This window comes from Novosphingobium sp. FG137, from assembly GCF_057809735.1.
In genome coordinates, this window is record NZ_JBMDKN010000003.1 from 406,244 (window position 1) to 426,604 (window position 20,361).

Annotated in this window: 15 protein-coding genes; 3 read left to right on the plus strand and 12 right to left on the minus strand. The window is 67.2% G+C overall.

The window, feature by feature from the left end; all coding sequences use genetic code 11:
• Positions 1-8: 8 nt before the first annotated feature.
• The 6 genes from ACODS2_RS11450 to ACODS2_RS11475 are packed head-to-tail and all read right to left on the minus strand — an operon-like array spanning position 9 to position 7,501.
• Positions 9-1,283: a TolC family protein gene (locus ACODS2_RS11450; RefSeq protein ID WP_488998915.1), complete on the minus strand. Its 1,275-nt coding sequence runs from the start codon at positions 1,281-1,283 to the stop codon at positions 9-11.
• Entirely contained in the window at positions 1,280-1,579 is a 300-nt protein-coding gene (locus tag ACODS2_RS11455; protein WP_421837969.1) for a DUF3240 family protein, read from the minus strand. Before ACODS2_RS11455 ends, ACODS2_RS11450 begins: the two co-directional genes overlap by 4 nt.
• A complete protein-coding gene (locus ACODS2_RS11460) occupies positions 1,572-4,649 on the minus strand; it encodes an efflux RND transporter permease subunit (protein WP_488998916.1) in 3,078 nt (1,025 codons plus the stop codon). Before ACODS2_RS11460 ends, ACODS2_RS11455 begins: the two co-directional genes overlap by 8 nt.
• Before the next feature lie 13 nt (positions 4,650-4,662).
• On the minus strand, positions 4,663-5,775 hold the full coding sequence (locus ACODS2_RS11465; RefSeq protein WP_488998917.1) for an efflux RND transporter periplasmic adaptor subunit: 1,113 nt from the start codon (positions 5,773-5,775) through the stop codon (positions 4,663-4,665).
• 29 nt (positions 5,776-5,804) lie between these two features.
• Positions 5,805-6,830 carry a sensor histidine kinase gene (locus ACODS2_RS11470; protein ID WP_488998918.1) on the minus strand — a complete coding sequence of 342 codons (1,026 nt, stop codon included), beginning with the start codon at positions 6,828-6,830 and terminating at the stop codon, positions 5,805-5,807.
• The gene (locus ACODS2_RS11475; protein WP_298170280.1) at positions 6,827-7,501 is read right to left on the minus strand and encodes a response regulator; all 675 of its coding nucleotides are present in this window, start codon (positions 7,499-7,501) and stop codon (positions 6,827-6,829) included. Before ACODS2_RS11475 ends, ACODS2_RS11470 begins: the two co-directional genes overlap by 4 nt.
• A gap of 219 nt (positions 7,502-7,720) precedes the next feature.
• Here ACODS2_RS11475 and ACODS2_RS11480 point away from each other — a divergent pair, with 219 nt between their 5' ends.
• Positions 7,721-10,531: a winged helix-turn-helix domain-containing protein gene (locus tag ACODS2_RS11480; protein ID WP_488998919.1), complete on the plus strand. Its 2,811-nt coding sequence runs from the start codon at positions 7,721-7,723 to the stop codon at positions 10,529-10,531.
• Here ACODS2_RS11480 and ACODS2_RS11485 read toward each other — a convergent pair whose 3' ends face one another.
• Positions 10,532-11,623, minus strand: a complete 1,092-nt coding sequence (locus ACODS2_RS11485; RefSeq protein WP_488998920.1) for an alkene reductase — start codon at positions 11,621-11,623, stop codon at positions 10,532-10,534.
• Between the two features lie 25 nt (positions 11,624-11,648).
• Positions 11,649-12,410 (minus strand): SDR family NAD(P)-dependent oxidoreductase, encoded by a 762-nt coding sequence (locus tag ACODS2_RS11490; RefSeq protein WP_488998921.1) that lies wholly within the window; start codon positions 12,408-12,410, stop codon positions 11,649-11,651.
• 130 nt (positions 12,411-12,540) lie between these two features.
• On the opposite strand from ACODS2_RS11490, the gene ACODS2_RS11495 reads away from it, so the two are divergent.
• On the plus strand, positions 12,541-13,458 hold the full coding sequence (locus ACODS2_RS11495) for an SMP-30/gluconolactonase/LRE family protein (protein ID WP_488998922.1): 918 nt from the start codon (positions 12,541-12,543) through the stop codon (positions 13,456-13,458).
• On the opposite strand, the gene ACODS2_RS11500 is transcribed toward ACODS2_RS11495, so the two are convergent.
• The 4 genes from ACODS2_RS11500 to ACODS2_RS11515 form a co-directional block, all read right to left on the minus strand.
• Positions 13,448-14,554 carry an NAD(P)/FAD-dependent oxidoreductase gene (locus ACODS2_RS11500; RefSeq protein ID WP_488998923.1) on the minus strand — a complete coding sequence of 369 codons (1,107 nt, stop codon included), beginning with the start codon at positions 14,552-14,554 and terminating at the stop codon, positions 13,448-13,450. The two genes, ACODS2_RS11495 and ACODS2_RS11500, sit on opposite strands and share 11 nt — an antisense overlap.
• Positions 14,555-14,642: 88 nt before the next feature.
• Complete coding sequence (locus ACODS2_RS11505) at positions 14,643-15,614, minus strand: DODA-type extradiol aromatic ring-opening family dioxygenase (RefSeq protein ID WP_488998924.1); 972 nt, start codon at positions 15,612-15,614, stop codon at positions 14,643-14,645.
• Entirely contained in the window at positions 15,614-16,489 is an 876-nt protein-coding gene (locus ACODS2_RS11510) for an alpha/beta fold hydrolase (RefSeq protein ID WP_488998925.1), read from the minus strand. The genes ACODS2_RS11505 and ACODS2_RS11510 overlap by 1 nt, the downstream gene beginning before the upstream one ends.
• A 1-nt stretch (position 16,490) precedes the next feature.
• The gene (locus ACODS2_RS11515) at positions 16,491-17,720 is read right to left on the minus strand and encodes an LLM class flavin-dependent oxidoreductase (protein WP_488998926.1); all 1,230 of its coding nucleotides are present in this window, start codon (positions 17,718-17,720) and stop codon (positions 16,491-16,493) included.
• A gap of 286 nt (positions 17,721-18,006) precedes the next feature.
• On the opposite strand from ACODS2_RS11515, the gene ACODS2_RS11520 reads away from it, so the two are divergent.
• Positions 18,007-20,358 carry a TonB-dependent receptor gene (locus tag ACODS2_RS11520; protein ID WP_488998927.1) on the plus strand — a complete coding sequence of 784 codons (2,352 nt, stop codon included), beginning with the start codon at positions 18,007-18,009 and terminating at the stop codon, positions 20,356-20,358.
• Positions 20,359-20,361: the final 3 nt, after the last annotated feature.

The following is a 20,361-nucleotide window of genomic DNA, read 5'->3' on the forward strand; positions in this document are numbered from 1 at the left end:
CGGCAGCCTCACGGTGCGGCGCTGGCGTCCCCATGGTCGTCGGCGTCGATCCACACAACGTGGGAATCGATCTCGAGCTTGAGGATCGCGCGCAGCGCCGCCATCCGCGCAGCGATTTCCTCGCGCCGGGCGTCGCTGGCCTGGCGCTGGGCGAAGAGGACGTCGGCCAGATCGATGGCGCCGAGCTTGCCGCCCGCGATGGTGCGATCGGCCACGGCATCGGCAGCCTTTGCTGATTGCGCCAGCGCCTGCCACCCCGCCAGCCGCGTTTCGGCAAGCGCGCGGTCTGCCGCCGCCATGGCCGCGACCGAGCGCTGCACCCCGGCAAGGTCCTGCGCTGCAGCACGGGCATTGGCAGCGGCTTCCTCGGCCTGATAGCGCCGGTAGCCGCCGCCGAGCGGCATCGTCGCGACGACGCCAAGCCCGCGTTCCATCCCCCCGCGCTCGCTGAAGGCGCGCACGCCAAACGAAGGGTCGGCATGGCGCTCGGCGCGGGCGCGATCGGCGGCGAAGCCCTCGCGGTCGGCCATGGCCTGTGCCGCGCCGATTTCGTGGCTGCGCTCGATGACCAGCTTGGCCAGCGTATCAAAGCCGATCGACGGCTCGGCCGGCATTGTCGGCGCGGGGGGATCGGGGGGCAGGGGAATGCTCGGGAACGTGGCGGCAAGGCGCGCGCGGGCCTCGGCGGCGCGGGCGAGCGCATCGGCGCGCTGGCCGCGTGCACGCGAAAGGGCGGCGCGGGCCTGATCGACATCGAGCGCGGCGGCATCGCGCAGCGCCGCACGCCGCTCGACAGCCGCCAGCGCGCGTTCGAGATGGTTGATATTGGCGGCGTCGCTTGCGGCCAGGGCGCCTGCCTCGACCCAATCGAACCATTGCTGCGAAAGCGCCAGTGCGGCCTGATGGCGGGCATCGGCCATCTGGTTCTGCGCGAAGCTCACGCCTGCCGCGCCGGTCTTGCGGTCGAGCCTGGCCTTGCCGGGAAGGCGGAAGGGCCGCGACACAGTGGCATCGAACTCGGCAAAGTTGCCCTCGCGGTCGACACTTCGGTTGAGGGCCGTGGCAGAAATCGAGACTTCCTGCGTGCCCCGCGCCAGCGCACCGGCCTGCGCGCGCGCGGCATCGATGCGAGCGGCAGCGGAAAGCACGCCGGGGTAGCTGTCGAGCGCTTCGCTGACGAGGGGCGCGGGGGGCAGGTCCGCCCGCTGGTCAAGCGGGGGCGCTGTCTGTGCAAGTGCCAGGCTGGGCAGGAGTAGTGCGGCAAAGAGGGTAAGGCGGATCATGCCACGCGCCCCCGTTCAAGCACCGGGCTGGTATACCAGCGCACCGCGCCGCTGCGCCGGACGCGGCCGAGCGCTGCGAGCGCTTCGGGAAGGTCCGCTTGCGCCAGCACGAGTTCGATGGCCCGCCGGTCCAGCCGCGCGGTCACGCGTTCAGCCGTCGTGGCATCGGAAAAGTCCAGCCCGAGCACGGCTTCGGCCCGCACGTGGACGGGGGCCTTGAGCGCGCCGCGCAAGGCTTCGCCGATGGTTTCGGCATCTGCGGCGGCGCAGTGGAGCGTGAGCAGTACGTCAGCCATTGGCGCGTTCCTCGGGGCTTTCGCCGAAGCGTTCGAACAGGATCGGCAGCAGCACGAGCGTGAGCAGGGTCGAGCTGACCAGCCCGCCAATCACCACGATCGCGAGCGGCTGCTGGATCTCGGAGCCGGGGCCGGTGGCAAACAGCAGCGGCACGAGGCCGAAGGCGGTGATGCTCGCCGTCATCAGCACAGGGCGCAGGCGGCGTTCGGCACCGAGCCGGACCGCTTCGGCCATCGGCGTTCCTTCCGCGCGCAGCTGGCGGAAGTATGAGACGAGAACGAGGCCGTTGAGCACCGCAATGCCAAGCAGCGCGATGAAGCCGACCGATGCGGGCACCGAAAGATACTGGCCCGCCGCCCATAGCGCGACAATGCCGCCGACCATCGCGAAGGGAATGTTGACGAGGATCAGCAGCGCCGCGCGCAGCGACCGCAACGTGGCGAGGAGCACGAAGAAAATGAGGAGCAGCGCGGCGGGGACCACCAGTGAGAGCCGTGCGGCGGCGCGCTGCTGGTTCTCGAACTGGCCGCCCCACACCACGCGGTATCCGGCGGGCAGGGGCACCCTGGCATGCACGGCGGCCTTGGCGTCCTCGACATAGCCGACAAGATCGCGGCCCGAGACGAAGGCCTGCACGAGGGCATAGCGCGAGCCGTTTTCGTGATCGATCTTCACCGGGCCTGCGACCGGGCGAACATGCGCAACATCGCTCAGCCGCACGGTCTGGCCATCGGCGCCGCGCAGCAGGGTATCGGCAAAGGCGGCGGGATTGGCCTGCACGCCATCGGCTCCGCGCAGCACGATGGGGATGCGGCGGTTGCCTTCCGCGACGATCCCCGCGCGCACGCCTTCCAGCTGGCCGCGCAGGGTATCCTCGATCATATCGACCGATATGCCCGCGCGCCCGGCCGCGAGGCGGTCGATATCGATCTGAAGATAATCGACGCGGTCATTGGCGACGGTCATCACTTCTGTCGCGCCGCGTGTTGCCTTGAGGATTGCCTCGACCTGGCCTGCCAGCTTGCCGAGCGTCGCGCCGTCAGGGCCGAAGATCTTGACCGCAAGATCCCCGCGCGAGCCGGTGAGCATTTCGGAAACGCGCATCTCGATCGGCTGGGTGAAGCTCGCGCCGATTCCCGGCAGCAGCGCCATGGCGTGGCGCATGTCCTCGATGATAGCTTCCTTGCTCCCGCGCCATTCGCTCTGCGGCTTCAGCGTGACGAACGTGTCGGTCTCGTTGAGGCCCATCGGATCGAGCCCGAGTTCGTCCGCGCCGACGCGTGAGATCACGCGGTCGACTTCGGGGACTTTCGCCTTGAGCAGGCGCTGCGCGGCAAGGTCTCCGGCGACAGAGTGGGGCAGGCCGATGGACGGGCTCTTGACCAGCTGGACGATGACGCTGCCCTCGTCCATCTGCGGCATGAAGGTCTTGCCCACCGCGCCATAGGCGACGACGGCGGCGGCAAGGCCCAAACCGGCAGCGCCATAAACGAACTTCGGGCGGGCGAAGGCGGCGGCCAGCAGCGCACGGTAACGCGGCGTCAGCCAGCGCATGATCCACGGTTCGCCGTGCGCGCCAGACTTGAGGCCGAGCGAGGCGAGCACGGGAACGAGCGTCAGCGCCAGCAGCAGCGCGGCGACGAGCGCAAAGATGATCGTCAGCGCGACGGGAGCGAAGAGCTTGCCTTCGAGGCCTTCGAGCGAAACCAGCGGAAGGAACACGAGCGCGATGATGAGGAGGCCCGCCGAGACGGGCACGATCACGTCGCTGGTTGCGCGGAACACGTGATGCAGGCGCGGGGATTGGTCTTCGGCGCGCGCCTGGCCGAGCCGCTCGACCACGTTTTCCACGACGACGACCGCGCCGTCGACCAGCATGCCGATGGCAATGGCTAGGCCGCCAAGGCTCATGAGATTGGCGGTGAGGCCCCAGCTGCGCATGAGGATGAAGCAGATCAGCGCCGCCATCGGCAATGTGGTCGCCACGATCGCGGCGGCCCGCCAATCGCCAAGGAACACCACGAGCAGCACCACGACGAGGATGGTCGCTTCGAGCAACGCTTCCTCCACCGTGCCGACCGCGCGGTCGATCAGGTCGGAGCGGTCGTAGAAGGTGGTGATCTTCATGCCCGGCGGCAGGCTGTGCTGCAGTTCGGCGAGGCGGGCCTTGACGCCGGTGACGACCTTGCGCGCATCCGCGCCGCGCAGGGCGATGACGAGGCCTTCGACCGTCTCGCCGTGTCCATCTGCGCTGACCGCGCCGTAGCGGGTGAGGCTGCCATTGCTGACGCTAGCCACATCGCCCAGCCGCAGCACGCGGCCGCCCGGAGCGCGGAGCACCAGCGCGCGCAGATCATCGAGCGTGCGGATGGCGCCAACAGCGCGCACGATCAGCGCGTTCTCGCCATTGGCGAGGCGGCCCGCGCCATCGTTGCGGTTGCCGCTTTCGACCGCATCCTTCACATCGGCCATGGTCAGCCCCGCAGCGCCCAGCGCAAGCGGATCGGGGCGCACTTCGAAGGTGCGGACGTAGCCGCCCAGCGCGTTGACATCTGCCACGCCGGGGACCGTGCGCAGCGCCGGGCGGATCGTCCAGTCGAGCGCAGTGCGCCGCGCTTCGAGGCTTTGCGGGCCATCGATGGTGAACATGAAGAGTTCGGACAGCGGCGTGGAAATCGGAGCAAGACCGCCGCTGACCCCGCCGGGAAGATCGCCCATCACACCTGCCAGCCGCTCGCTCACCTGCTGGCGCGCCCAGTAGATATCGGTGCCGTCGATGAAGTCGATGGTGATATCGGCAATCGCGTACTTGGCGGTGGCGCGCAGCACGGCCTGCTTGGGCAGCCCCAGCATTTCCTGTTCGATCGGTGCGAGGATGCGGGTCTCGACCTCGTCCGGCGTCATGCCGGGCGCCTTGAGGATGATCTTCACCTGTGTCGGCGCGATATCCGGATAGGCATCGATGGGCAGGTTGGCGAAAGTCCAGCCGCCGATCCCGGCCACGACCAGCGCAGCGGCCAGCACGAGCAGGCGGTAGGACAGCGCCTTGGCGAGAAGTTCGCGGAGCATTGCGGCTGCGCGATCAGTTGGCGCTGGCGAGGGTGGCGAGCTCGCTCACCCCGCTCACCGCGACGCGTTCGCCGGGGGCGAGGCCCTTGGTGATGACCGCGCTTTCGCCCGACTGACCGCCGACCGTGACAGGCCGCATCCTGACGCCGCCGCGCACCGCGACGAACACGATCTTGCCGCCATTGACCTCGCCCAGCGCCGAGACGGGAATGCGCACTGCGCCGGTGGGGGCCGGGCCTTCGATGCCGATTGCAGTGGCGCTACCTGCTGCCGCACTCCCGGCAGGAATCGTGGCTGTCACCGTGGCGGACCGCGTGGTGGGATCGAGCGACTGGCCGACTGCGCTCACGGTGCCGGAAACCGTGCCGATGCGCACGATCATGCCGGGTTTGACCGCAGCGAGCAGCCGCTCCGGCAGCTGCGCGGTCACCTGCAACGGTCCGCCGCCATCGATCACGAACGGTGCCATGGCCGGGTCGACCGCCTTGCCGGTCTCCGCGCTCATCGCGCTGATCCTGCCGCTGATCGGTGCGCTCAGGGTATAGCCCGCACCGCCCGCGCGTCCGCCCGGAACAAGCCCGATCAGCCGCGCCTGCTCGCCTACGTCGATGTCGCTCTGCCGCGCGAGCGAGGCGGCTTCGTCGGCGCGGGCGGGGGCGATGATCCCCTCGCGCGCAAGCTGGCCGAGCCGCGCTGCCTGCGCGCGGGCCACGCCCTGCCGCGCGTGGGCGCGGGCGAGTTCGGCGGTGAGGCTCACCATGTCGCGGCTGGCAACGGTGGCGAGCGGCTGGCCTGCGGTCACATCCTGTCCGCTCACGACGAAAATGCGCGTGATGACGCCGGGAAACTGCGCGGCGACGGCCACGCGCGCATTGGGCTGGGGCATGATCTGCGCGGGCAGTTCGGCCACCGGCATCGTCTGCGCGGAGGCAGCAACCGCCAGCGTGAGGCCCAGCGCGTGCATCTGTTCGGCGGTCAGCGGGATCATGCCGTCCTTCGCCGCTGCGGGCGCGGCATTGGCGGCGGGTGCGGCCGTTCCCGCTGCGTGCGAGGCCATCCACCACCAGCCCCCGCCAGCCAGCAGCACGGCGGCGGCGCCGCCAAGGATCCAGGAATTCTGCTTCATGGTGCGTGCCCTAGTGCGAAAAGCTGACGTCAGTCTGACGAGGCGGCGGGCAGAAACTGCAGCCGCAGTTCGCGCGCCGACGCGCTGGTTTCGAGCGTGCCGCCATGGGCGCGCAAGATCCGCTCGACAATCGCGAGGCCAAGCCCCGCGCCATCGCGGCTGGCATGATCGGCGCGGCGGTGGCGCTGGGTGAGGGTCGCCAGCTGTTCGGTAGAAAGGCCCGGGCCTTCATCGCGCACCGCGAGCATTCCGCCCACGCCGGTGCGCACCGTGACGCAGCCTCCGGCAGGGCTCGCCCGCAGCGCGTTCTCGATCAGGTTGCGCAGTGCCGCGCCAATGGCCTCGCGCCGCCCGATGACCATGACCGGCGCATCCGCTTCGAGCGCAAGCCGCATCCCCCGGTCGAGCGCGATCGGCGCGAGTTGGGCGATCACGTCGCCCGCAACATCGCCGAGATCGACCGGCGTGGGCGCGATCTGCGCGGCGTGATCGGCGTCGATCTGGGCAAGCAGCATGAGCTGGTCGATGAGGCGCCGCATCCGCGCGACATCCCCGCGCATGCGTCCGGCATCGGGATGTTCGAGCCGGTCGAGCTCGAGCGAGAGCAACGTAAGCGGCGTGCGCAGTTCGTGTGCGATATCGGCGGCAAAGGCTTCGTGCAGCGCCGCCGCGCCATCGATCCGCCCGAGCACCCGGTTGATCGCATCGGCAAACGGGCGCGCCTCGATCGGAAAATCGGTGGTATCGACGCGCACGCCGCGGGTTTCCCCGGCACGCGCATCGATCTGCGCTGCGGCATCGATCAGCGGGCGCACCCCGCTCTTGATCGCCCAGCGCCCGGCCAGCGCCATCGGCAGGATCAGCACCGCCATCGGCAGCAGCACGTGTTCGCTCAGTTCATGGATCGCGCGGGCGAATGCATTGTGATCGCCCAGATTGCTGAACGAGATGCGGTACTCGATGCCGATCACGATCAGCAGCAGCAGCGCGCCGAGCCCGCCGACCCAGGCCAGGCTCGCCGTCAGCCGCCGTACGATCGAAGGCGGCCGGCTCATGCGCCGCGCGCCCGTGCCATATAGCCTACACCGCGGATTGTATGGAGTTCCAGTGCGGCCCCGGCCTCCTCAAGCTTGCGGCGCAGGCGCGAGATCGTGGCTTCCACCGCGTTCGGCGTGACGGCTTCGTCGAACGTGTACAGACTGTTTTCGATCACCGCCCGGCGCACGACCTGCCCTGCGCGGCGCAGCAGGAGTTCGATGAGGGCGGCCTCGCGGCGCGTCAGCTCCAGCGTGGTGCCGGCAACCGTCACACGCTGGCTGGCCGGATCGAATGCCAGGTTGCCGAGGGCAAGCACGGCATCCTGCCGCCCGCCGGGCCGGCGCAGCAGCGCGCGCAGGCGGGCGGCCAGTTCGCTCATCGCAAAGGGCTTGGGGAGATAGTCGTCCGCCCCCGCATCAAGGCCGCGTATGCGATCCTCCAGCGCATCGCGGGCGGTGAGCACGAGGATCGGCGGGCGCGGACCATGCTGCGCGCGCATCCAGTCCACGCCGTCGCCATCAGGCAGGCCCAGATCGAGCACGATCCCGTCGAACAGCGTGCCGGCCAATGCATCCTCTGCCGCTGCCAGCGTATGGACCGCGTCGCAGACATGGCCCTGCGCGCCGAGGCCATCGGCGATCAGGCCGGCCAGCCGTTCGTTGTCCTCGATGATCAGAACCCGCGCCATGCCACCCTGCTTTCATCAGCCGGGGGGCAATAGCAAGCGAGCCTGACGGGAGGCTGACGGCATCGGGGGCAGTGCCTGTCTTCGCCGCGCACCTAACTTTCGGCTGGCAACCTGCATCCGCGCTCGCGGTATTGGGTGCTGACAAGAAACCGGCGCGAGACCTATACTCGCTGCCTAGGGAGCTGCAGAAACATGCGGTCCACGGGGGAAATGACTGCAGTGGCCAGATCGCGAAATCCGGGAAGACCGGCCACGGCCGGGACCGGCACTTCGGGGCAGGGCGAAAGTTCTGCTGCGTGGAGCGGGCCGAGCGCGCTGCTTGCCACCCGGATCGCCCCGCCGCGCCTGCGGCTCAGCGATATCATCGCCCGCCAGCCGCTTGTCGCCAAGTTCGAACGCGCGCTCGATGTGACGCTGACGGTCGTGACGGCGCCGGCGGGCTACGGTAAATCGACCGCTCTCGGCGAATGGTACCTCAAGCTGCGCGAGCGGGGGATCGCGGCGGCCTGGCTCACGGTCGATGATCTCGACAACGATCCCAACATGTTCGCGCACCATCTCGTCGCGACGATCGATCACAACATCCCGGCGCTGCGCGGCGCGCTGCACGGCGTGATCGAGCACCGCATGGACGTGGACTTGCGCATCACCTCGACCGCGATCGTCAATGCGATCGAAGCCTCCGGCCAGCCGGTCGTCCTCATCATCGACGATCTGCACGAGGTGACGAACCCGGACGTGCTGCAGGTGATCAGCCTGCTCGCCAATGCGGGGAGTGGCTGCCTCCACCTTGTCGTCAGTTCGCGCAGCAAGCCGAGCATCCGGCTGGCGAAGCTGCGCGCGCTGGGGGAAAGCGCCGAGCTTTCCGCGCGGGATTTCCAGTTCGACCGGGAGGAAGTGCGCCGCTTCCTGATGCAGACATCGAGCGAGCCTTTCGACGAGGCGTTCATCGATCAGGTCTTCGAGCGGACCGAGGGCTGGGTGGTCGGTCTCAAGCTCGCCGCGCTGTCGTTCCGCCAGGACCAGCGGCCGCGCCTGCCGCAAATGACCTCGGCCACCAGCATCGGGGTCGAGGAGTTCCTGCGCGACGAAGTGCTGGCGCGCCTGCCGGCCGACATTGCCGCGTTCGCCCGCGATGTTGCGATCATCGGCGAGTTTTCAGCCGAACTTTGCGATGCGGCGCTGGGCCGCGAAGACAGCGTGCGCATGATCGACGAATTGGAGGCACGGCAGCTCTTCATCAGCCGCGTGGGCCAGTCCGGGTGGTTCCGCTTCCACCGTCTGTTCAGCGACGCGATGATGGCGATCGGCGCGCGCACCGCTCCGGGCCGCGAGGCAGAATTGCACCGCGCGGCGGCGGAATGGTTCGAGCACAAGGGCTTTCCCGGCCGCGCGGCGCGCCATGCCTTCGCGACCGAGAACCCGGAGATTGCGGCGGACATCCTCTCGCGCGTGTCGACGGCGCTGGTCGAATCCGGGCGCGGCGCGACACTGGTGCGCTATGGCTCGAGCTTGCCGCAGGAACTGCTGGGCGACTATCCGGCGCTCCAGCTCGATCAGGTCTATTCGCTGACTCTGTCGTGGCACTTCAGCGAAGCGCGGCGGATTCTGCAAAGCGTGCGCGCCAATCTGACGAACGGCGCGCGCACCGCAAAGTGGCGCGACGCGGGGCTCGATGTCGATGAAGTGCTGCGCAAGCAGGTCTATTGCGAGATGCAGCTGGCCATCCTGCGCGACGAGATGGTGCCTGCCGAAGCGCTGGCCCGGCAATGGCTGGAGATGGAGGGCAAATACACCGCTTTCGACGACGCGGTGACGCAGACGTCGCTGATCTATGCGCAGCGCGAACAGTTCGATTGCCGCTCGCTGGCCGCATCGAGCCGTGCCCGCGCCGTCTTCGTCGATTACGGCAACCGCTGGGGATCGATCTGGCACGATTGCATCATCGGTGCGGGTTATCTCCAGATCGGCCAGCTCGAACGCGCGCGGGCCATCTTTCAAGGCGCGTTCGACACCGCGACCGAGATCGTCGGGCGCACCAATCCGACCACGGCGATGCCCGCGCTGCACCTTTCCGAAGTGCTTTACGAGCGCAATGAAATCGACGGCGCGCGGGCGCTGACGGAGGAGTTCCTGCCGCTCGCCGGGCAGACCGGCCTCGTCGATCAGCTGGTTGCAGGATACCAGACGCGGGTGCGCATTGCGGCGCTGGATTCGGTCGGCGCGGCGCTGCGGGTGCTGGATGAGGGCGAGGAGATCGGCGTCGCGCGGGGCTTCGACCGCCTCAGCGCGTTTCTGGTCGCGCAGCGCCTGCAGTTGCTGGCCTCGGCAGGTGAGGTCGCCGACGTGCGCAGGATCGGGGCGCTGGGCAATCTGACCGGCGATATCGAACGCTTCGCACCCGCGCGTGGGATGACCACCGCAGCCGCGGCGCGGGCCTTTGCCGCCGCCATCGTTGCCCAGATCGAGAACAACCTCTCGGCGGCGGAATCGCTGCTCGGGCGGTGGCTGCGGTTCCTCTCGGACCGGGGGTGCATCCGGCTCGGCGCGCGCTTCTGCATCCTGCTTGCCCAGGTCCAGATCGTGATGGGCGAATCCAAATCGGCGCACCGCACCTTGCGCACGGGCTTGCAGTTCGGCGCCAAGGGGAGCCTGCTGCGCACTTTCCTCGACAGCAACGAGGCCGTACGCGTGCAGCTCCAGCAGATGCGGCTCACCGCCGGAGGGGGCGACAGCGAGATCGTGCCCTATCTTGGCCAGTTGCAGCACCTCCTCAGCGGCAACAGCACGCCAGCCATCCCGGCGGTCGATATCGACGAACTGGGCGGCCAGTACGATTCGCTCAACGACCGCGAATCCGAACTGCTGCTGATGATCTCGATGGGGATGATGAACAGCCAGATTGCCGAGGAGACCGGCCTCACGCTTGGCACGGTCAAATGGTATCTCCAGCAGATCTACGCCAAGCTGGGCGTCAACCGCCGCTCGGAAGCGACCTTCAAGGCGCGCCAGCTCGGCCTGATCCGCTGATCATGCCATCGCCGGATAATCGGTGTAGCCCTGCTCCAGCGGCTGGCCAGGAATGCCATAGACGGTGCTGTAATCGGGCACCGCGAGCGCCGCGCCGGCGCGGAGGCGCGCGGGCAGATCGGGGTTCGCGATAAAGGGCTGGCCGAAGGACACGAGGTCGGTACCGCCCTGATCAACCAGAGCCGCCGCACTCTCTCCCGAAAATCCGCCATTGGCGATAAGCGTGCCGCCATAGTGCCGCCGCGCGAAGGCGCAGGGGGCGGCGAGCAGCAGCTCAGGCTGATCGTCCCCGGCCAGCGGCTCCATCATGTGCAGGTAGGCCAGATCGGCATCGCCCAGCAGCGCTAGGACTTCGGCGAAAGTCTCGGCAGTGCGGCTGTCATCCATGCCATGCGCGCGGCTGGCGGGTGACAGCTTGACCCCGACATTGGCACCGAAGGCCTGCTGCGCTGCCGCGACCACTTCGAGCAGGAAGCGCGCCCGGTTGCGCGCGGTGCCGCCATAGGTATCGATGCGGCGGTTGCTGCCATCACGCAGGAACTGGTCGACGAGGTAGCCGAAAGCGCCGTGGATCTCGATCCCGTCGAATCCGGCCTGCCGCGCGCGGTCAGCCGCCTTGCCGAACGCGCGGGCAAGCCCCGCGACTTCCTCGATCGCCAGTTCGCGGGGGGTGGAGAGTGGCTGCTTGCCGAGCGGAGTGTGAAGCTCGCCCACGCCCGCAATGGCGCTCGGTGCCAGCGGGGCCTGCCCGCCGGGCATGAGCGAGACGTGGGCAACGCGCCCCGAATGCCACAACTGCGCAAAGATCCGGCCGCCAGCCGCGTGGACCGCTTCGGTCACCTGCCGCCAGGCCTCGATGAAACGGTCGGCATAGAGTCCCGGCGCGCCCATGTAGGCAGCGCTGGTGTCCGAGATCATGATGCATTCGGTGACGATGAGGCCCGCGCTGGCCCGCTGCGCGTAATACTCCGCCATGACCGCATTGGGCATTGCATCGGATGCGCGCAGCCGGGTCATCGGGGCCATGATGATGCGGTTCGGCAAGGCGTGGGAGCCAAGCGTAACGGGGGTGAACAGCGCAGGGTAGTACACGGTGCCTCCTTCCGTGGTCGCGGCGTCAGATCGCGCAGTAGCCGCCATCGACAGCCACGTTGGCGCCGAGCATGAAGCTGGCCTCGTCCGAGAGCATCCATGCCGCCGCGCGCGCGAGTTCGAGCGGCGCGCCGAGCCGGCCGATCGGGTGCCGTGCGAGCAGGATGTCACGCAGGCCGTCATAGGCTGCCATCTGGCTGGTCATCATCGGGGTCTCGACCACGCCGGGGGAGAGCGCGTTGACCCGGATGCCCTGCGATCCGTAATCGAGCGCTGCCCCGCGCGTCAGGCCGAGTACGCCCGCCTTGGCGCCGCAATAGGCTACCATGTTGTATTGGCCGAGTTCGGCAAGGCTCGAGGCATTGTTGACGATCGCGCCGCCGCCGCCCGCCAGCATGGCCGGGATCTCGAAGCGCATGCAGTTCCACACGCCCTTGAGATTGGCGGCGATCACCGCATCGAAAGCGTCCTCCGGATAGTCTGCTGCGGGCACGAGCGGTCCGTCGATCCCGGCATTGTTGAACGCCCCATCGAGCCGGCCGAATTGGGACATGGCAAAGTCGACCATCGCCTTGCAATCATCCGCCAGCGCCACATCCACGCGGCAGGGAACCGCAGTCCCGCCCGCCGCCGCAATCTCCTGCACCGCCGCTTCGACCGCTGCCAGCGTGCGCCCTGCCGCGATCACCCGCGCGCCTTCGGCCGCAAAGTGCTGCGCGGCGGCAAGGCCGATCCCGCTGCCCGCGCCTGTCACGATCACCACTTTCCCGTTCAGTTGCCCTGCCATCGCGCGCTCTCCCCTTGCTTGCTTTGGCACCAGCGTAGCGCACCCGGCGCGCCGGGCACCTAACTTTCAGCGGGTGAATCGATCCCGGCCGCAGCCTAGGGCCGCTCTGGACAAAGCACGGGAGAGCAACATGACCGAGTTCGAAGTGATCGCCAGCGGCCTGCTGTTTCCGGAAGGGCCGATCGTGATGGCCGATGGCAGCGTGCTGTTCGTCGAGATCGCGCGCGGAACGCTCAGCCGCGCTTGGCCGGACGGAACGGTGGAGGTTGTGGCCGAAACCGGCGGCGGCCCCAATGGCGCGGCAATCGGCCCTGATGGCAAGGCCTATATCTGCAACAACGGCGGCTTCGAATGGCACGAAGTGAACGGCGCGCTGCTCCCCGGTCTAACCCCGCCGGACTACACCGGCGGCAGCATCCAGCGCGTCGATCTCGCCAATGGCGCGGTCGAGACGCTCTATACCCATTGCGGCGATGTGCCGCTCAAGGGCCCTAATGACATCGTCTTCGATGCGCACGGCGGGTTCTGGTTCACCGACAACGGCAAGCGCTATGCCCGCCACGAGGATGTCGGCGCGGTCTACTATGCACGCTGCGACGGCTCCCACATCAGCGAGCAGGTCTATCCGTGCAGCCACGCCAATGGCATCGGCCTTTCGCCCGATGGGGGGACGCTCTACGTTTCGGAAACGATGGTCGGCCGGGTCTGGCACTACAAGGTAACGGCGCCGGGCGTGGTCGAGGTTCCCGCCGGGCTGCTCAATCCCGAGGCCCTGCTTTATGGCGCGCCCGGCTTTGAACTCTACGATTCCATGGCGATCGAGGCGAATGGCAACGTCTGCGTCGCCGCGCTGGCGACTGGCGGAATCCGGGTGATTTCGCCCGAGGGCCGGTCGGTCGATCTGGTCGAAACGGGCGATCCCGCCACCACCAACATCGCCTTTGGCGGCGAGGACATGCAGACGGCATGGATGACACTTTCGGGCGCGGGGCAGCTTGTGAAGATGCGCTGGCCGCGGCCGGGCCTGCGGCTCAATTTCAACGCCTGAGGCGCGCCGCGACCTCGTCGGCGATGGCGAGGCTTGCGGTCAGGCCCGGGGATTCGATGCCGAACAGGTTGACGAGCCCCGGCACGCCGTGGACGCCCGCGTCATCGATCCGGAAGTCGGCATCCGGCATGCCGGGTCCGGCGATCTTGGGGCGGATGCCGGTGTAGTCGGCATGGAGCCGCTCGGCATCGAGGGCGGGATAGTAAGTGCGGATGGCCTCCACGAAGCGCGCCAAGCGGCTCTCATCGAAGCTGTAGTCGGCGGTTTCGGTCCAGCTCACATCCGGCCCGAACTTGGCCTGCCCGCCCATGTCGAGCGTGAGGTGGATGCCGAGGCCACCCTGCTCGGGCACGGGATAGACCAGATGCGCGAAAGGCGCGCGGCCGCTCATGCGGAAATAGTGCCCCTTGGCAAACCACGCTTGCGGCACATGCTGCGGCGCAAGGCCGTCCAGCCGTGCGGCCAGCGCCGGGGCATGGAGCCCGGCGCAATTGACGACCGTCTGCGCCTGTAGTTCCATCGGCTCGGCGCCCCCGACACGCAGCATGATGCCGTCCGCCGTGCAGGCCCCGCCTGCCACCTCGGCACCCAGCACGACCATCCCGCCATGGGTCGCCAGATCCCCTTCCAGCGCCAGCATCAGCGCATGGCTGTCGACGATCCCGGTCGAGGGTGAGAAGAGCGCGCTGTGACCCATGACTTCGGGCTCCAGCCGGGCGATATCGGCGGCGGAGAGCCATTCCAGATCGGCCACGTCATTGGCAAAGGCATTCGCCCGGATCGCTTCGAGCCGCCCGACCTGCGCGGGGCCAGCCGCCACGATGATCTTGCCCAGCCGCCGGTGCGGCACGCCCCGCGCAGCGCAATAGGCATAGAGCCGCGCCTTGCCCTCGCGGCAGAGCCGGGCCTTGAGCGAGCCGGGCGGATAGTAGATGCCCGCGTGGATCACCTCGGAGTTGCGGCTGCTCGTCTCGCTGCCGATCAGGCCCGCCCGTTCGAGCACCAGCACTTCGCGCCCCGCCGCGGCCAGTGCCGCCCCGCAGGCAAGCCCCACCACGCCCGCACCGATCACCACGCAATCGACGCGCTCGCTCATGCAGGCATTGCCCGGTCAGGCTGGCGTGAGGCGGCGGGGCTCATATCCGGGAGGATGTAGAGCATGGCTTGCGCTTGCGGCAAAGGGATCATGCCTGAGCGGTCTCCGCTTCGGCGGTTGCGTGGATCAGGCCGAAGCCGGTGATCCAACTGGGCAACGCGCGGTAATAGCGCTGTTCGATGCGGCAGAGGCCGCGCCCATATTCGTCGAACGCAGCAAAGGCGGCGATCCAGTTGCGGATTTCGCTGCCGCCGCGCCCGCCCATCGCGATCACTTCGGCGTCGCTCTGGCGAACGATGGCGGCAAGATCGCCGGCGGTGAACCGGCCCAGCAACCAGGTGTCCCACGCCGGGTTGAGCGATTGCAGCGGCCCTTCGCCGCGCCCGTGCTCGCGCCCGGCGGCGATCACGTTGGCGGTGCGGACGGCGAGCGATTCCTCCGTCCAGGTGGTGCCCTCGATCATCCGGCGCTGCACTTCGGGCGGCGCGCTGACAAAGGTGGGCAGTGGCGGATCGTGCGAGAGCCCGCCCGAGCCGAGGAAAAGCACCTTCAGGTCGGGCCGCTCATCGCGCAAATAGGCGCCGATGGCCCGGCCCAGCGCTTCGGACCGCGACAGCGGCGGGCGCAGATCGCCGCCGCAATTGGTGAAGACCGGGACGACCGGGACGCTGGCAGCATCCTCGAACAGCTTGTCGAGCGCCATCACGATGCCGTGGTCGAACAGCGCATCGTAGGATGTGGTGACATCCACGCCCGCGCCGTGCAGGTGGCTCACCAGCGCCCGCGCCACATCCTCACGCACCGCCAGCGGCTTGGCCGTCGTTCCGAAATCGCCGAGCGTGCGGGCGCGCATTGCGACAAGGAACGCGGGCATCAGCTTCAGCGAGAAGCCGCTGTTGTGATCGTTGCCGAACTTGATGACGAGATCGGGCGCAAAGTCCGCCACCGCGCGGCGGGCCTCGGCGATCTCGGCAGCGACTTCGGCGTCCTCCTCTTCGCTCAGCAGATCGGAAAAGTTCATGAGCCCGCCGTGGCTCATGCACAGCACCTGCGCTGCCATCAGGCGGCCCCTTTGCTGCGTCCGCCCAGCAGGAACTGCAGCGAGAGCCGGTTGTATTCCTCCGGCTTCTCGTACTGTGGCCAGTGCCCGCAGTTCTGCATCACCGCAAATTCGGAAGCCGGGATCCAGCTGGCGATCTCGCGCCCGGTCTCGACCGAGGCGGTGGGGTCCTTGCTGGTCCAGATCACCAGGGTAGGCGCCTTGATCAGGCCCATATTGGCAGGCGTCATCAGGTTGCGCCGCCTCGGCTCCTCTACCTGCAGGCAGAGGATGCGGCGCATCGCTTCCTTCATCCCCGGCTGCGCATAGATCCGCGTGCGGCAGGCGACGAGATCGTCGGTGACGACGGAAGGATCGGCCATCAGCCATTCGAGCCGGGGCCGGGTGAGCGTTTCCGGGTCTTCCACCGCCGCGAGGGTCATGTCGTAGACGGTCTTCATCACCGCCGGGTTCATCGTCGCGCCGCCCATGGTGTTGAGCACGAGGCGGTCAACCCGGTCCGGATAATGGATTGCGAACCACGCCGCGATCCAGCCCCCCATCGATTCGCCGCAGATCGATGCGCTGGCGAACCCCAGCGCATCGAGCGTGGCCGCAAGGTGCGCGGAGTAGTCCGGCATTTCGTAGGCCACGTCCGGCTTGTCGGTCCAGCCGTGGCCCAGATAGTCGATCAGCACCGTATCGAAATGCGCGGCATGCGCATCGAGATTGCGCAGGAACGCCTCGGCATGGCCGCCCGTCCCGTGGAGGAAGATCAGCTTGGGCGCGGAGCGGTCCCCTGCGCGGATGAAGCGGGTCCGTACCCCGCCGGCGTCGAGATAGCCTTGCTCGAACGCCGAGCGGTGCACATCGCCCCAAAGACTGGCGTAGTCCATCTCAGGCTGCGGCCTTGCGGTGGATGTTCGGCCCGATCTTGTCGGTGAAGTTGGGCAGCACCTTGCGGGTCATCAGATCGAGGTGCTTCATCATCATCTTCTGCGGCAGCAGCTCGTTGGGCGTGAACAGCCAGAGGTAATCGATCGGCATCGTCTTCAGCGCCGCTTCGAGCTGGCGGTTCACCGTATCGGGGCTGCCGCAGAACAGGATGCCGCGCTTGATGAATTCTGGGATGGTCGAGGGGATGTCGCGCCAGTCCTCGCCCTGCTTCGCCAGCACCGCGTTGAAGCCGAACTGCGCGAAGAAGTAGATCCACTCGAACATCGCAAGCTCAGCAAATTCCATCGCTTCGGCATCGGTTTCGCCTACGATCATGTAGCGCGCGAAGCCCAGTTTCTCGCCGCGCCGCGTGCTGACACCCGCTTTCTCCCAGCCGCGCTGCGCCGCATCAATCTGCTGCGAGACGATCTCCGGATCGCACATGATCCCGATCGGGATGAGGCCGTTGGAAGCCGCCGTCTCGATCGAGCTGTGGCTGACCGAGAACGGCTCGAACATGATCGGCCGCTTACGGTTGTACATCGCAGGCGCGACGCCGACTTCGACGAGGTTCCCATCGGCATCAAGGCTGCGGCCACCCATCTCGCGGCTCATGCGCTGGCCGGGCCAGGCCGTCCGCGGTGCCGGGATCGTCCAGAAATCGCCCTTGTGCGAGAAGGTGTCGTTGTCCCAGGCTTTGAGGATGATCTCGAGGTGTTCGTAGAACAGCTTGCGGCGGTCATCGTCGTACTGCTTGGGATCGGTGATGTTGTCGGCCAGACTGTAGCGGTGCTGCGCCATGGTGTTGATCCAGCGCGTCTGCACCCCGCGCGCAAAGCCGGCAAAGGCGCGGCCCTGCGTCATCTGATCGAGCATGGTCACTTCGGCAGCGACCCGCAGCGGATCGTGCACCGGCAGCACATAGCCCAGCGCGCCGAAGTTGAGGTGCTTGGTCTGATTGGCAAGATAGAGCCCCAGCATGGAGGGGCTGTTCGACAGCGTCATGCCCTCGACCGAGAGGTGGTGCTCGGTAAAGCCCATGCCGAAATAGCCGTACTCGTCCATGAACTGGGCGATTTCGGTCAGGTCCTTCAGCATGCGCTGATAGAGATCGGTGCGCCGCCCGGCGAGGCCTTGCATGAGTTCTTCCCGTGAACCCACGGTCGGCGGGATGAAGAATGCGACTTCCATAGTGTTCTCCCAACATGGCGTTCTGCAGCAGCGGTCTGCGCTGCCCGGATCTGGCAGTCCTGATGCGGGAAGAGACGCCAGGGCGCGGCGAAAGCCACCTTTCTTTCGGCCAGAATCAGCGCGGTGGCGGTGCTGCCGGGCGCAAGGCCGCGTCGCGCTCGGAGCGGAATTGCGCCGCGCAATTCGTCCGAAGGTGCAAGCTATCCAAAAGTAAGGTGAGCCGTTTCCGCGCCTGCGCCATCAGGAATCGTCGAATCGAGAAAAACAATCGAGGGAGAGCGCTGCCGTGACCATTCCATCCGCCAAGTCGCCAATTCGCCATTGGCCGCTGCTCGCCGGAGCCGCAGTCGCCGGATTGGCTTTCCTGCCCACCGCGCCAGCACTCGCGCAGCAGGCCGCCGCTACGGCGCAGGCAAGCGCCGGCAGCACGCAAGGCGGGATCGAGGAAATCATCGTCACGGCCCGCAAGCGGCGCGAAAAGCTGCAGGAAGTGCCGATTGCCATTTCCGCGCTGACCGGCGCGCAATTGCAGCGCCGTGACGTGCAGAGCGTGATGGATATGTCGTCCGTCGTGCCCAACTTCCAGGCGCCGCGAAACACGGTGTCGTTCTCCGCGCCGCAGTTCTACTTGCGCGGTGCGGGCCGCGCGAACAACAACTGGAACGCGGAAAACGCCGTCGCCGTCTTCGTTGACGACATCTACCTGCAATCGACCGCCGCGGCCTATATCGACCAGATCGATTTCGAACGGGTTGAAGTGCTGCGCGGGCCGCAAGGCACGCTTTATGGCCGCAACGCCACGGTAGGTGCGATCAAGTTCATCCCGCGCCGTCCCGATCTGACTGCGGTGCAGGCCTCGCTCACCGGCGCGGTCGGCAGCAACAACCGCGGCGATATCAAGGGCTACGTCTCGATTCCTCTGATTGCCGACAAACTGGCGATCAAGCTCGATGCCTACCTCACGCAGAACGATGGCTTCATGAAGCTGGTCGACAACGCCAACAAGGTTCTGAGCGACGACGTTTCGCGCACCAAGCACTATGGCGGCCGCTTCTCCAGCCTGTGGCAGCCGACGGCGGGCGTCGAGTTCGAGCTCAATGTCGACGGCTACAAGCAGGACGACGGCACCAATCTCTCGACCCCGATCGTGCCCGATAATCCCATGTCGCTGGCGCAGCTGCTCTCGAAAAGCGGCACATCGAATTTTCGTCCGCTCTATGGCCCCAATCGCGGTTCGTTCGAGCCGCTCACCGCGCAGGGCGGTTTCCGCAAGTGGCCGGGCTCGCACTATGATGGCTACGGAATCGTCTTCAAGAGCAGTATTGAAACCGGGCTCGGCACGTTCAAGTCGATCAGCGGCTTCCGTAAGTACACCGGCGATTATGTCACCCAGCTCAGCGGGCGCAGCTCGCGCTCGACGATCTTTGGCGTCACCATCGGCAGCACGGTGGAGACGCACGAGGACTACAAGCAGTTCAGCCAGGAATTCCAGCTGACCGGCTCGATCGCGGAGACGTTCAAGTACACCGCCGGGCTCTACTACTTCAGCAACCAGTGGCACCAGTTGCAGTATGGCTCGACCATCGGCGTGCCGGTGGAGTTCTCGCCGGTCGTTCACCCCGGCTACACCGAGCGGTTTGGCGGCTCCTATCAGGACACCAACCTCGATTCGAAGAGCTATGCGGTCTACTTCGATGCGAGCTGGGAGCTGGTGAAGAACCTCTCGCTGATCGGCGGCGCGCGGCAGACCTGGGACAAGAAGAAGATCGCGTATGATTCCCGCTTCGAGGACAACCTGACCCGCTATCCCGGCTTCCCGGTTAACCCGGCGCGCGATTACGCGCGCTTCACCCCGCGCGTGGGCCTCAACTGGCAGGCGACCCCCGATATCCTGCTCTATGGAACCTATACCGAAGGCTACAAGGCGGGCAATCTCGAGGGAGACCGTGCAACGAGCCCCGGGCCGGCTTCGAACTACCTCGAACCTGAAACGGTCAAGACCTTCGAAGCGGGGATCAAGGCCGAATGGTTTGGCCGGACGCTGCGAACAAACCTCACGGCCTTCAGCAGCAAGTTCAAGAACCACGCTGACCTCATTTCGCCGCAGACGGTCGCGCTGTCCGACCAGCGCATCAACGGCCTTGAACTCGAGATCAACTGGTCCCCGGTGCGCGCACTACAATTCTACGGCAACCTCGGCTTGCTCGATGCGAAGTATACCCGCGCGGATCCGACTCATCCGATCTTTGCGCCCGATTTCTATGGCTTCGCCCCCGGCCTCAACGCCAAGCCGGTGGCCGCGCCGGACTACAGCTTCAGCGTGGGCGCAACGTTCGAGCAGCCCATCGGCAATCTCGGCAGCCTGGCCCTGACCGGCTCTGTCGATGGCGTCGGCAAGCAGTTCAACGGCCTCGGCGTTGCCAACCTCGATTCCGAGATCGTGCCCGCCTATGCCGTCGCCAACACCAGCGTGACCTTCAAGACCGCGCATGACCGGGTGACGCTGACCGCCGGCCTCAACAACGTGTTCGACAAGACCTACTGGGTTACCGGCTTCTTCGGATCAGTGCCCGAATATGCCGGGCGCAACTATGCCAACGGCCGCAACTGGTACGTGCGGCTGGGCTACCGGTTCTGACGC